This is a genomic window from Leptospira yasudae (assembly GCF_003545925.1).
Classification (GTDB): Bacteria; Spirochaetota; Leptospiria; order Leptospirales; family Leptospiraceae; genus Leptospira; species Leptospira yasudae.
Genome location: NZ_QHCU01000002.1, coordinates 101,172 through 114,558, shown reverse-complemented (window position 1 = coordinate 114,558; position 13,387 = coordinate 101,172). Strand labels below are relative to the sequence as shown.

Here is a 13,387-nt window from a genome sequence, read left to right as displayed (position 1 = left end):
GCTTAACTTTCTCCGAGAACCGTAAAATCCTGCACCTTATCGTTGTCCTTTAAGTCCACGATACGAACGCCGACAGCGGTTCTACCTAATTTAGAAATATCGAATGCGTTGATACGAATCGTCATTCCTTGTTGAGTGATCAGAATAATTTCGTCTTCGCTTCCGACAGAACCGGTTCCTACCGAGAATCCGTTTTTATCGGTAACTTTGAGATAGGCCATTCCCTTACCGCCTCTTCCTTTTGCGGCGAATTCTTCAAAGCCGAGACGTTTTCCGTAACCTTCTTCGGAGACGACGAAAATATCTTCGCCTTCTTTAAATTTACTAAGACCTACGATCGCATCGTCTTCCGAGAGTCTCATACCGGTCACACCGCTTGCGGTTCTTCCCTGCGCTCGAATACTATTCCCTTCTATACGAAGCGCCAATCCTTTTCTGGAGAAGATCATAACTTCATCCTTATCTTCGATCGCTTCCACTTTGATCAGGTCATCTCCGTCTCTTAGACCGATCGCGATGATCCCGGATTTTTTTACGTTGGAAAATTCTTTCAGCTGAATTCGTTTAATAAAACCGCGTCTTGTTACCAGCAGAAGATCCTTTTCCATATCCTCTCCGCGGAACGTAAAGACGGAAGAAACGTATTCGTCTTCTCTCAAATTGATGATCGCTTTGAGCGATTTTCCGCGCGCTTCTTTGGACGCGATCGGCAACTCGTAAGCCTTCATCACGTACACTTTTCCGATATTGGAAAAGAACATGATGCTATCGTGCGTCATCGCGGCCTTCATGATTTTAATCACGTCGTCGCGTTTTTGAGAAAGACCTTGAATTCCCTTTCCGCCGCGTTTTTGCCGTTTGAACGTATCGATCGGAAGACGTTTTACGAACTGATCGTAAGTGATTTGAATCACAATCTCTTCGTCGGCGATTAAGTCTTCGGCGTTAAACGAAGAACTTTCGATACTTTCAATGGAGATTTCCGTTTTTCTTTTCGTTCCGTATTTGTCGCCGACCTCTTGCAGTTCGGTGCAAACGATTTCGCTTACGCGAGAAGGTTTTGCGAGAATGTCTTTCAGATCCGCAATCAAAGTTCTGACTTCTTCCAATTCGTCGATGATTTTCTGAACTTCGAGGGAAGTGAGTCTTTGCAGTCTCATCTCGAGAATCGCATCCGACTGAACTTCGGAAAGACTGAAACGAATCATCAATTGTTGTTTCGCTTCGGGAGGATTTTTGGAAGCGCGGATTACTTTGATCACTTCTTCGATATTTTCGAGAGCGATCTTCAATCCTTCCAAGATATGCGCGCGTTTTTCCGCTTTATCCAGATCGAACTGAGTTCTTCTTACGATGACTTCTCTTCTATGAGCCGCATACGCGGTTAAGATTTCCTTAATATTGAAAATCTTAGGTTTGTTATCGAGAATCGCGAGCATCGTGATTCCGTAACTCACTTGAAGCTGGGTCATCTTATAAAGCTGATTGAGAATGACCTGAGCATTTGCGTCTTTCTTAATATGAATTTCGACTCGAATCCCTTTCCGATCCGAAAGATCCAGGATTTCGGAAATTCCTTCGATCTGTTTATCGTTAACGAGATCTCCGATCTTTTCAAGAAGGACCTTCTTGTTTACCTGATACGGAATTTCGGTGACGACGATCACTTCTCTTCCGTTCTTCTTCTCTTCGATTTCCACTTTGGAACGGATTCGAATCGAACCTTTTCCGGTCGTATAGGCGGAAATTAAACCTTCTCCGCCGATGATGATTCCGGAAGTCGGGAAGTCCGGTCCCGGAACGATTTTAAGAATTTCAGGAATCGTAATCTCCGGATTGCGAATCACCGCAATCACGGCGTCGATCGTCTCTTTGAGATTGTGCGGAGGAATATTCGTAGCCATTCCCACCGCGATTCCGGAAGAACCGTTTACAAGTAGGTTCGGAAAGTTTGCGGGAAGAACGTCGGGCTGCTGTTTCGTATCATCGTAGTTGGGCGAGAAGCTTACCGTTTCTTTTTCGATGTCGCGTAATAATTCTTCCGCAACCTTTTCGAGTCGAGCTTCCGTATATCGGTAAGCCGCCGGGTTATCACCGTCGATGGAACCGAAGTTTCCTTGTCCGTCGATCAAAGGAACGCGCAAAGAAAAATCCTGCACCATTCTTACGAGGGCCTCGTAAACCGAAGCGTCCCCGTGCGGGTGATAGTTACCGATCACTTCCCCCACGATCTTCGCGCATTTTACGTAAGGACGATCGCTTCTCCACGCGCGTTCGTTCATCGCGTGAAGAATTCTTCTGTGAACCGGTTTTAAACCGTCTCTCACGTCCGGAAGCGCTCGGCCGACGATCACGGACATCGCATATCCGAGATACGCTTCTTTCATTTGATCTTCAATTTCTACAGGAATAACACGCACGCCGTTTTTCAACGCATCCGCGATATCGGGTTTTCCGGCGATATTATAACTCAGGACTTTTGTTTCGTTTTCCATCTCTTGACTCATTTCGAAATTCCCTTCGGATCAAAGATCCAAGTTTGCGACTTTAGCCGCATTGACTTCGATGAACTGCTTTCTCGGTTGAACTTCGTCGCCCATCAGAATGTTGAACGTTTCTTCCGCTTCCACGAAATCGTCCAACTTCACTTTTAGTACGACCCGATTGGAAGGATCCATCGTAGTTTCCCAGAGTTGTTCCGGGTTCATCTCACCGAGACCTTTGTATCGTTGAATGACTACTTTTTCCGTTCCGACCGTTTTTAATAATTCCTCTTTTTCTTTATCCGAGTAAACGTAAGTCGAATTCTTACCGTGTTTGATCAGATACAAAGGCGGCTGCGCGACATAGAGATACCCTTTTTCGATCACAGGCCGCATATAACGAAAAAAGAATGTAAGTAGAAGCGTGCGAATGTGTGAACCGTCGATATCCGCGTCGGTCATAATCATGATTTTATGATAACGGATTTTATCTATGTTGAATTCGTCCTCGCCGATTCCCGTTCCCAATGCGGAAACTAAGACGCGAATTTCTTCGCTGGAAAGAATCTTATCCAATCTCGCTTTTTCTACGTTGAGAATTTTTCCTTTGAGCGGAAGAATCGCCTGTGTGTTTCGATCTCTTCCTTGTTTAGCGGAACCGCCTGCGGAATCACCCTCGACCAGATAGATCTCCGAAAGGGCGGGATCTTTTTCGGAACAGTCCGCAAGTTTACCGGGAAGACCTCCTCCTTCGAGAACCGTTTTTCTTCGGGTTAAGTCTCTCGCTTTACGAGCGGCTTCTCTTGCCTTTGCGGAAAGAATACATTTTTCTAATATCTTTTTCGTGATGTTCGGATTTTCCTCAAAGAACAAAGTTAAACCTTCCGAACTCAAGGTTTGCATGATCCCTTTGATCTCCGCGTTTACCAGCTTCTCTTTTGTCTGAGAATTGAACTGAGGCTGAGGAATTTTAATCGAGATAACGGCGGTTAATCCTTCTTTTACGTCTTCGCCGGAAAGTCCGGTTGGATGTTTTTTGGAAAGAACCGTGTCTTTTTTTAAGAAGTCGTTCAACGTTCTCGTGAGAGCCGCACGAAATCCTTCTAAGTGGGTTCCGCCTAAGTTGTTGTTGATGTTATTGGTAAAACAGAAAATGTTTTCCGTATAAGTTTCGGAATATTGAATCGAGATTTCGGCCAAAACATCGTCTTTGTTCCGTTCAAAGTGAATCACTTTGTGCATCGGATGTTTGTTTTCGTTGATATGCTCCACGAAAGAAACGATCCCGCCGGAAAACTGAAATTCGTTCCGTAAAAGATTCTCCCCTTCGGAACCGCGTCTGCGGTCTTCGACGATCAGAATCAATCCTTTATTCAAAAAAGCTAATTCTCTAAACCGCGCGGAAAGAACGTCGAACTGAAAATCTACCGTGGTAAAAATGGAAGAGTCCGGCTTAAAACGAACGATGGTCCCTCTTTCCGAAGATTCTCCTTTTGCTTCCACGGGAGAAACCGGAATCCCCTTCTCGTATTTCTGAGTATAAAATTTTCCTTTCTGGTGAACTTCGACTTCCAGATATTCGGAAAGCGCGTTTACGACGGAAACCCCTACCCCGTGCAAACCGCCGGAAACTTTATAAGCGTCGTTTTCAAACTTACCACCCGCGTGAAGGATGGTCATAACGACTTCGATCGTTGAAATTTTTTTATCGGGGTGAATGTCGACGGGAATTCCTCGACCGTTATCCTTAACCTCGATGATGTTATCCGGTAAAATGCTGATTCTAATTTCGGTACAATGTCCGGCCATCGCTTCGTCGACGGAGTTGTCGACTACCTCGTAGACCATTTTGTGAAGTCCGGTTTCGTCCTGGGTTCCGATATACATCCCCGGACGCTTTCTAACAGCTTCTAGACCTTCTAAAATTTTGATCTGACCGGCGCTGTAGCTTGCTTCTTCTTGGCTCATTATTTTTCGGACCTCAGGAATAGTTTTCCTGAAATCCATACGGAGGCAAGGAAATTCATCGAGTTATCAAAGATATTGAAGAATCTCTAAGTAGCGTTTTTTAACTTCCGGATCGGTTTCTTTTTCAAGAATGGCGATTAAATCTTCTTTGCCTTCTAAGCCTTTTTTTTCCTTGGTTTCCACGGAAGAAGAAGGATAAGAAGCGCTCAGTTTACCGATGGAAATTTCAATCGAACGAACCGTTCCTTTACCCAGGAATCTCGCCGACTCTCTTAAGATGCGGTTTTGTAAAAAAAGTAATTCTTGTTTATAAGCGTTATGGGAAACGAGAATTCTCAACTTACCGAATTGGATCGAATTGACTTCGGAGTGAGAAGCAAAGACCGGACCTACGATTTCCTTCCAGCGATTGCGAAGCGTATGAAGCGAAATTTTTTCCTGAAGATTCTCTTCGGTGATTCCCATCTGATTTAAGATGGAACGGAATTCCGACGTTTCGATTTTTTTGGATGAAATGAGGTCGTCTTTCATTCTATGGGTTGAACCGTTCCTTGACGGATCATAAAGATCTGCTTTTGATCTTCAAGTTTACCGACATAATCTTGAATTCCTTCCAAATCCGTGGTCGTAAAAAACGCTTGGCCTGCGTTGATCACGAGATCCACGAAATATTCCCTTCGTTTTACGTCGAGTTCGCGAATTACGTCGTCGATGAGTAAAACCGGAGTCGTGTTCAGAACATTCTTATAATAATTGAACGTCGCCGCTTTTAAAGCAATTACCGTGCTCCTTTTTTGACCTTGAGAACCGAACTCGGTGATGTCGCGATCCGCGGCTCCTATAAAAAGATCGTCCCTGTGAATTCCTACGGAGGTATAACCCAATCGAAGATCTCTTCCTAAATTCCGTCCGATCTTTTCGGAGAATTCGGCTTCGTCTTGCACGTTCGGTTTATATGTAAGTTCCAAACCGTCCCGCCCACCGCTGAGTTTATCCAAATTCGACTGATAATACGAATTCAATTCCGATACGATTTCTTTCCGTTTGTTCAAAATCAAAACGCCTTTTTCGATCAGCTTTTTATCCCAAATCGAAAGGTGAGAAGCATCGGAACTTCCCGTTTTTAAAAGAGCGTTTCTGTGTTTTAAGATTTTATTATATTCCAAGAGAGAGTCGAGATAATACGGATCGAATGAGGAAATAAAAGCGTCGATGAATTTTCTTCTTTCAGCCGGACCGCCTTCTATGATTTTCAAATCCATTGGAGTCAACAAAACGGTGATAAACTTACCGATTAGATCCGTTCTTTTTTTGACTTCTTCCTGATTGAATTTTAATTTCCGTTTAACGCTCGGTTTCGCGGTGAATCCGATTTCTAAAACGGATTCCTTTTGATTTTCTTTGATTCTTCCTCTAAGAAAATAATTTTCAGAACCCCATCGAATCAGATTGGAATCTTCGGATTCTCGAAAACTTTTCAACCACGACAACATGCAAATGGCTTCGAGAAGATTCGTTTTTCCTTCTCCGTTATCGCCCACAAAAAAAATAAGCCTGGAATCGAAATCCAGGCTCAGTTCTTCGTGACTTCTAAAATTTTGAAGTGTGAGATGTTTTAGAAACATTCCTTACAACTTCATCGGCATAATGACCGAAATGAATTCAGGATCGGACGGATCTTTGAAAATCACGGGAGAACTTGAATCGGAGAATTCGATCTTAACCTCGTTGTCGTCGATCGATCTGAAAATATCCATGAGGTATTCGCCTTTGAATGCGATCGTAACTTCGTCGCCGGAATATTCGATCGGTTTATTGATGCTCGCTTCCGAAGCGCCGAGTGTTTGCGCGAACAAGTTCAAATTGTTTTTGCCGAATGTCAGTCTTACTTGACGAGAAGGTTCTTCCGCAGCTGTTAAAACTTGTCTGAGAGAAACTTGAAATTCTTCTTTGTTGATGCTTGTGGAGAATTTCGTACTTTTAGGAATAACTTGTTCGTAATTCGGAAAGTTTCCTTCGATCAACTTACACAACAATTCTATGTTATTCGCCGAAGCGTAAATTTGACTGTCGATCAAACCGATGTTACCCGTTTCGGAAGTCGCGATCATTTTGGAAATTTCGCGGATCGCCTTTGCGGGAACGATGATAGAATCCTTGAACTGCAAAGGAGAAGGAAGATTTCGTTCGATCTTACAAAGTCTTCTTCCGTCCGTTCCAACGAAGATCAGTTTATTTCCGTCGGGAATCATATAGAGACCGTTAAAGATAAATCTTTGATCTTCATGCGCGATCGCATAAGAAGTTTTACGGATCATGTCGTTTATCAATGTACTCGGAAAAGAAGACACTTGGGAGGGATTCACTTTCGAAATCGTTTTAATTTCTTCCGCATCCATTCCGCTGATTTTGGATTTATAATCGTTCTTACCGGACGCGTCCGTGATATAAGCGATCGAAGAGTCACCGTCGGATTCTTCCAAAGATAAAGTGGTTTCTTCAAAGTGAATCGTTTTGAAAAAACTGGAAAGCTGTTTTGCAGGCAGCGAAATACTTCCCGCTTGCATCACTTCAGCGGGCACGGATGTCTTAATGGAAATTTCAAGATCGGTTGCGGAAAGAAATACTTCCTTACCTTCGGCTTCTATTTTAAGATTTGATAATACAGATTTTATTTCTCTCGCGGAGATTACACCTTCCACTGCGTGAATCGCTTTTAAGAATTCCGATGTATTGACTTTGATTTTCAATTTGTCTCTCCTAGATTCTTTCTTAATTAAATAGATTTCTTATTATTGTACAGTAGTAGGAGTAGTACCTGTAAATATGTACATAAATTTCTATTCCTAAAGAATACGGAAATATGTCTCATTTTTTTTGAAAAGAGAATTTTCTTTTCCGACATAATTCTTAGTCAATTTTCAACTCTGAAGCGACAGTAATTTTGCATTATGTCTTATTTACAGATTTATTGATCTTTTTCTTCCATTCTTTGATGGTTTATGAACAGTTTATTTACAGTAGATAAAACCGACAATAACTCGTGAAAAGAATTCGGTCTTATTGAAGTTTATATTTGGAACTGATGCGCTCCACTAAGAACCGCATTTCCTTATTGTTGGAAAGAAGTTCCTCGGCTTTGCGGACACCATGAATCACGGTCGTATGTTGTGTTTGGAACAATCTTCCGACCTGTGATTTGTTTACCTTGAAGATGCTGTGCAACAGATAAAAGCAAATATGACGCGGAACGATGAGTTCCTTCTTTCTACTTTTCCCCATAATTTCAGCGGCATTCAAATTGAATTCCTTCGCAACCGATTCGATGATTCGATCGTGGGAAAACTCCACGTTCTTCTTCCGATACAAACGGTTTTTTACGATTTCCTTAACCTTATCCAAGTTAAGGAAAAGAAGAGAATAGGATTTTTTATAAAGATAAATATCGTTGAGAGCCCCGAGAAGAAGTCTCGTATCTTCCTCGATTTGATCCGATAAAAAATCGAGAATATCTTCGCTTAGACCGAGATCCATAATCTTAGAATGGTGAGTCACGATTCCTTTGCGAATCTCGCGATCGGGATATTGAATGTCTGCTTGAACTCCGGTTACGAATCGTGATTTCAATCGTTCATGGATCGCAAGCTCGGAACTAGGGCGGTCGGAAGCGATTACGATCTGTCTTTTTCTTTCAAAAAGAAAATTAAACAAAGCGAAGAATTCATCCTGTGTTTTTTCCGCATTTGTGGAAAGAAGTTGAATGTCATCCACGAGAAGACAGTTGTAAGACTGGTATTTCATCTTAAAACTTTCGATCAATTCTCTCGATTGAAGAGCAAAACGAAACTCGTTCATAAATGAAGATATATCCACGTAACAAACGGTCTTCCAAGGATCTTTTTTAACGAGTTCGGATCCGATCGCGTGGAGCAAATGCGTCTTTCCAACGCCGACGCTTCCGAATAAATACAGCGGATTGATTTCAGCGGGTTTACGAACGCATTCTTTCGCGGCCGTATAAGCAAGACGATTGCAGTCGCCTACGATAAACGTTTCGAAAGTATAATCCGGATTGAATTGAAAATCTTTTTGATCGAAAGATTTTTCCAGAATCGTTTGAAGCGGAGAAGCCGCCTTTGTTTCGATCAAAATCTCTACCGGAATCTTATCACCGCAGGCTTCCAAGATGGCGTTTTCGATAATGTTTTGATATTTTCTTTCGACGTGAGTTTTGATCGTCGCAGAAGGAGCTATGATCGTACATTTTTCCGAGTTAAGCGTCTCTAATTTAAGAGTATCGATGAACCGTTCATAGTATTGAGGAGATATTTTCTTAGATACTTCCTCCAAAATTTTGTTCCAAACCAGGTTCAACGCTTCCTCCGAAAATAATAAAAACAAAAAACGCACTCAAAGAGTGAATGTAAGAATTCGAATCGAAAAAACTTTTCCGTTTCGATGGAATAAAACGATTTTTCACTTTGTCTACGGAGTTCCGCAGACCAACGAATGAGAATACAGTATTTTTGGAAGAAGCCTTGTACTCAAATGAAAATTCCGGAATCGCAATCTCTCCCCAAAAAAAGGAGATGTTTATGTTAGGGATAATAAATTATGTCACCAACGGGTAAAGTGTCCGTCTCCTCCGTTCCGACTAACGCATGTTAACGTATTTTTACGCAAAAATATATTCAATAAATAGAATATACTTTAGAGAGAAAGGCGAAAAAAGAGTCTTGAGAGAGCGATCGTATCGATTCCGGTGATTCTTTTGTGAAGTTCTCCCTTAAATTCGAAGATCGCTTCGATCTTCGGGAGATTATTTTCGTAACCGGTTCGCGTATATTCGTAGATCAACACAAGGCTTACGAGTTCTAAGAATTCCTTGTAAGAAAAATTGTCCTTCCATTCGGGATGTTCATCCTTGTAGGAAAGAATCCACGACTCTAGTTTTAAAAGATCCAGCTGCGTTTCCAATCGATCTTTGATTTTTTCCTGAACGAGTTCGATTACTTCGGTTGGACATTCGGAAGAAACTAAACTTCCTCCTTGAAACGGATGCGCGGTTGATCCTATGTTCGCCTGAATTTTTTTTAAATCACTTTGGTTCAAATATTGGAACGGAACACAGATCGCTCGACTGACAATGGTCTCTTTCAGTTTGTCGATGTTGTTTACGATAAAGATGAATCTGGAAAACGGAGGAGCTTCTTCCAAAGATTTGAGCAAGGCAGTTTCGGCTTCGTTACCGATCAACGACGCGTCGGGAAAAACGATAAAACGAAATCGGGAAAGATGAGGACGGTAGTTTAAGCGGGAACGAATCAGCCATCGAATCGTAAATTCTTCCGGATTGTCTTCGCTTCCGATCGGTATGATCTTTCCGCTATCTTCGGGAAAACGAATGTAATCCGGATGTGAGTTGTGCATGAACGCTTTGCACGAAGCGCAGACTCCACAAGAAGTTCCTTCAAAACATAATACATTCTTAATGAAACGTTCCGAGGCCGATTCTTTTCCGGTTCCATCGGGTCCATGAAAGATCAACAGAGGCGGGATGGTCTCCGGTTTCGACACGTATCTTTTTAAAAAAGTCATTGCGACTTCTTGTCCTAAGATCTCGTCGAGCTGAAACGCGGAGGATGACATTCTTCTTAATAAACCGGAGTTAACCAGTGTCTGTATTTTTCTTCTTTATTGATTACGAGATTGAAGAAGAGGCTTTGAATTTTTTTCGTAATCGGTCCTATCTCCGAGTTGCCGACTTTTCTATGATCGATTTCGGAAACCCATGCGATTTGAACTCCTGTTCCCGAAAAGAAAACTTCATCGGCGATATAAAGTTCGCTTCTGGATATGTCTCTTTCGATCACTTCGATTCCGTTGTCTCTTGCGATCTGAAGAACGCTTCTTCTTGTGATTCCTTCAAGGAGGGAAGAATTGATTCCCGGTGTGATGATCTTTCCGTCTCGTACTAAGAAGATGTTTTCGGCGGACCCTTCGCTTACAAATCCTCTCGCGTCCAAGAAGATCGCTTCATCGAATCCGTTTTGAACCGCTTCGGATTTTGCAAGAGCCGAGTTCACGTAGCCTCCGGAGACTTTGGACAAGGTTGGAATTACGGCATCGTCGAATCTTCTCCAGCTGGAAACCATCGTTTTCAATCCGCGCTTCGTATCCAAGTAGTCGTTCAACTGAAGAATATAGATTGCAAGTTCGGTGGGAACGTCGTGAAAGCGAGGTGAAAGTTGCAGCGCTGATGTATAAACGAAAGGACGAAGATAGATGTTCTCTTTGTAACCGCATTGACGAATCAAGTCGAGGGTTATGTCTCTCAATTCTTCTTTTGTCTTATCCAACTTCAACTGCATGATCCGAGTCGAGTTAATCAGTCTTTGATAATGGTCTAAGATACGAAAGAGATAGATGTTATCGGTGTCTTTATCGTAGTAACCGCGTAGTCCACCGAAGACGGTGGTTCCGTATTGAAGCGCGTGTGTTTGAATGCTGATCTTCGCTTCTGATTCAGGAAGGATTTTTCCTTCGAAATAGGATAGTTTCTTGATGGATTCTGCCATAGAACAGGAACCTGATAAGTGATATAATTCCATGAATCAATGTATCGGGTCTCCTGTCGATTCATCTTACGATCGAAGCCCGAACGTTGCGAAACATCCCATTCTAAAATTAGTAATTTATTTTCAGGAAGTTAAATCTCGATGATCGAATCCAAGAACCAATCTTTTTTCCCGAATCGTTTTGATTGCGTCGTTGTCGGCGCGGGTCATGCGGGTTCGGAAGCCGCTTACATCGCTTCGAAAGGTGGTGCGAAAACTCTTTTGATTACGATGAACTTGGATACGATCGGTCAGATGTCCTGCAACCCCGCGATCGGCGGTATCGCTAAGGGACATATGGTGAGAGAGGTCGACGCACTCGGCGGCATCATGGGCAAGGTGATCGATAACACCGGAATTCAATTTAAGATGCTCAACACTTCCAAAGGCCCGAGCGTTTGGGCGCCGCGCGCTCAAGCGGAGAAGAAAGAATATCAACTGAAAGTAAAACATACTCTTGAAGCGGAAAAGAATCTTTCGATGCGTCAAGATACGGTCGAAGAACTTCTCATCGAAAACGATCAAGTAGTCGGAGTAAAGACAGGCCGCGGTTTTGAAATTTATACGAACCACGTTATCTTAACCACAGGAACATTCTTATCTTCCCTCGTTCATATCGGAACGTATCAAAATGAAAACGGAAGAATGTGCGAGCCGACCGTCAAAGGGCTTTCCAAGTCTTTGGCAAAATACAATTTGAAATTGGGAAGATTGAAAACAGGAACGCCGCCGCGCATTCATAAGAACTCGGTCGACTTGAGTGTGCTTGCGATTCAAGACGGCGATCCAAATCCTTCCCCCTTCTCTTTTTCAACGGAGAAGATCACTCGCAGACAAATTCCATGCTATATCACTTACACGAACGCCGAAACTCATAAACTCATTCATGAGAATTTAAGTTTATCTCCGATGTATTCGGGACAAATTCAAAGCACCGGACCTCGTTATTGTCCTTCGATCGAAGACAAGGTGGTTCGATTCGCGGATCGTGAGCGGCACCAAGTCTTTCTCGAACCCGAAGGATATGAAACAACCGAGATCTATCTCAACGGAGTTTCCACAAGTCTTCCGGAAGAAGTTCAATGGAAGTTAGTGCGTTCTCTCAAAGGCTTGGAGAATGCGGAAATCGTAAGACCCGGTTATGCGATCGAGTATGACTACGTCGATCCGACCGAACTCAAACCCACACTTGAATCGAAAAAGGTCAAAGGACTTTATCACGCAGGGCAAATCAACGGAACCACAGGCTATGAAGAGGCGGCGGCTCAAGGTCTGGTCGCAGCTTATAGTGTTCTTCATTCTCTGAAGAATTTAGATCCTTTGTTGTTCAAGAGAAGCGAATCGTATATCGGCGTGTTGATAGATGACTTAGTTCACAAGGGCGTTGAAGATCCGTATAGAATGTTTACTTCCCGTGCGGAACACAGACTTCTTCTCAGACAAGACAACGCCGATCAGAGATTGATGAAATACGGATACGAACTTGGTCTTGTCGATCAGGAAAGTTATGATCGGATGAAGGACCGTTACGAAAGAGTAAACTCGGTTCGAGAAAAGATTTATCAGATTCCGCTCAAACCTTCGGACGAATTTCAAAATCTTTTAGATCAAAAGGGGATCACGAACTACAAGTTCGGTATGAAGTTGGATTCTTTTTTGAAGCGTCCCGAGATTAAGATCGAAGACGTGGAGTTTATGCTTCCTGAGGTAAACTCTTGGTCGGAATCGGAGAAGAATATTCTCGAGATGGAAATCAAATACGAAGGTTATATCAAACGAGAACTTGAAACGATTCAATGGAAGAATAAATATTTGGATCTTGCGATTCCGGAAGATATAAACTACGAATCGATTGCCGGACTCAAGAAAGAGGCGATTCAGAAACTGAAAACTCATAAGCCTATGACTTTGGAAAAGGCTTCTCAAATTTCCGGTGTGGATCCGAGCGATGTCGATCTGCTGTTGTATCATATCAAAGGAAAAAGAAAACAAGAGGCGGAAGCGTCTTAATTTTTGTTCGTTCGCGATCGAGAATGCAGGAACAATGATTGCTGGAGTTTGAGATTTTTCCTGCAAGTAACTGTGTCGCGGTTGGAACACCGACAAGGATTCCAACAACCTGATTAGAGTTCCGACCAAAACTCGGATCTGAGTCGCGTTTCATGTGAAACGTTTTTCGAAAGCCCGGATACACACCGGGCTTTTTCTTTTCTGGCTATGTCTTGATAAAGTCTCTTTGGGTATTTCAGTGCGAGTATCAGAACTTTTTCGCGCTGCTCTGATAAGCACCGCTTGAACTTACGACGAATGTGGTTTCAA

At 42.7% G+C, this 13,387-nt stretch carries 9 protein-coding genes; 1 reads left to right on the top strand and 8 read right to left on the bottom strand.

The window, feature by feature from the left end; genetic code table 11:
- Nucleotides 1-2: 2 nt before the first annotated feature.
- From gyrA to DLM76_RS05635, 8 genes are all read right to left on the bottom strand, one after another.
- Nucleotides 3-2,507, bottom strand: a complete 2,505-nt coding sequence (gene gyrA / locus DLM76_RS05670; RefSeq protein WP_118964632.1) for a DNA gyrase subunit A — start codon at nucleotides 2,505-2,507, stop codon at nucleotides 3-5.
- A gap of 18 nt (nucleotides 2,508-2,525) precedes the next feature.
- Nucleotides 2,526-4,451 carry a DNA topoisomerase (ATP-hydrolyzing) subunit B gene (gene gyrB / locus DLM76_RS05665; protein ID WP_118964631.1) on the bottom strand — a complete coding sequence of 642 codons (1,926 nt, stop codon included), beginning with the start codon at nucleotides 4,449-4,451 and terminating at the stop codon, nucleotides 2,526-2,528.
- A 66-nt stretch (nucleotides 4,452-4,517) separates the two neighbouring features.
- Nucleotides 4,518-4,982, bottom strand: a complete 465-nt coding sequence (locus DLM76_RS05660) for a DciA family protein (RefSeq protein ID WP_118954503.1) — start codon at nucleotides 4,980-4,982, stop codon at nucleotides 4,518-4,520.
- Nucleotides 4,979-6,076: a DNA replication/repair protein RecF gene (recF, locus tag DLM76_RS05655; RefSeq protein ID WP_118954504.1), complete on the bottom strand. Its 1,098-nt coding sequence runs from the start codon at nucleotides 6,074-6,076 to the stop codon at nucleotides 4,979-4,981. Before recF ends, DLM76_RS05660 begins: the two co-directional genes overlap by 4 nt.
- 3 nt (nucleotides 6,077-6,079) lie before the next feature.
- Entirely contained in the window at nucleotides 6,080-7,201 is a 1,122-nt protein-coding gene (dnaN, locus tag DLM76_RS05650; RefSeq protein WP_118954505.1) for a DNA polymerase III subunit beta, read from the bottom strand.
- Nucleotides 7,202-7,511: 310 nt separating this feature from the next.
- Nucleotides 7,512-8,852 (bottom strand): chromosomal replication initiator protein DnaA, encoded by a 1,341-nt coding sequence (dnaA, locus tag DLM76_RS05645; protein WP_118964941.1) that lies wholly within the window; start codon nucleotides 8,850-8,852, stop codon nucleotides 7,512-7,514.
- A 309-nt stretch (nucleotides 8,853-9,161) separates the two neighbouring features.
- Nucleotides 9,162-10,100: a DNA polymerase III delta subunit-related protein gene (locus tag DLM76_RS05640; protein WP_118964630.1), complete on the bottom strand. Its 939-nt coding sequence runs from the start codon at nucleotides 10,098-10,100 to the stop codon at nucleotides 9,162-9,164.
- A gap of 5 nt (nucleotides 10,101-10,105) precedes the next feature.
- A complete protein-coding gene (locus DLM76_RS05635) occupies nucleotides 10,106-11,029 on the bottom strand; it encodes a branched-chain amino acid transaminase (RefSeq protein WP_118964629.1) in 924 nt (307 codons plus the stop codon).
- Between the two features lie 141 nt (nucleotides 11,030-11,170).
- Here DLM76_RS05635 and mnmG point away from each other — a divergent pair, with 141 nt between their 5' ends.
- Nucleotides 11,171-13,078: a tRNA uridine-5-carboxymethylaminomethyl(34) synthesis enzyme MnmG gene (gene mnmG / locus DLM76_RS05630; RefSeq protein WP_118964628.1), complete on the top strand. Its 1,908-nt coding sequence runs from the start codon at nucleotides 11,171-11,173 to the stop codon at nucleotides 13,076-13,078.
- The last annotated feature ends 309 nt before the right edge of the window (nucleotides 13,079-13,387 follow it).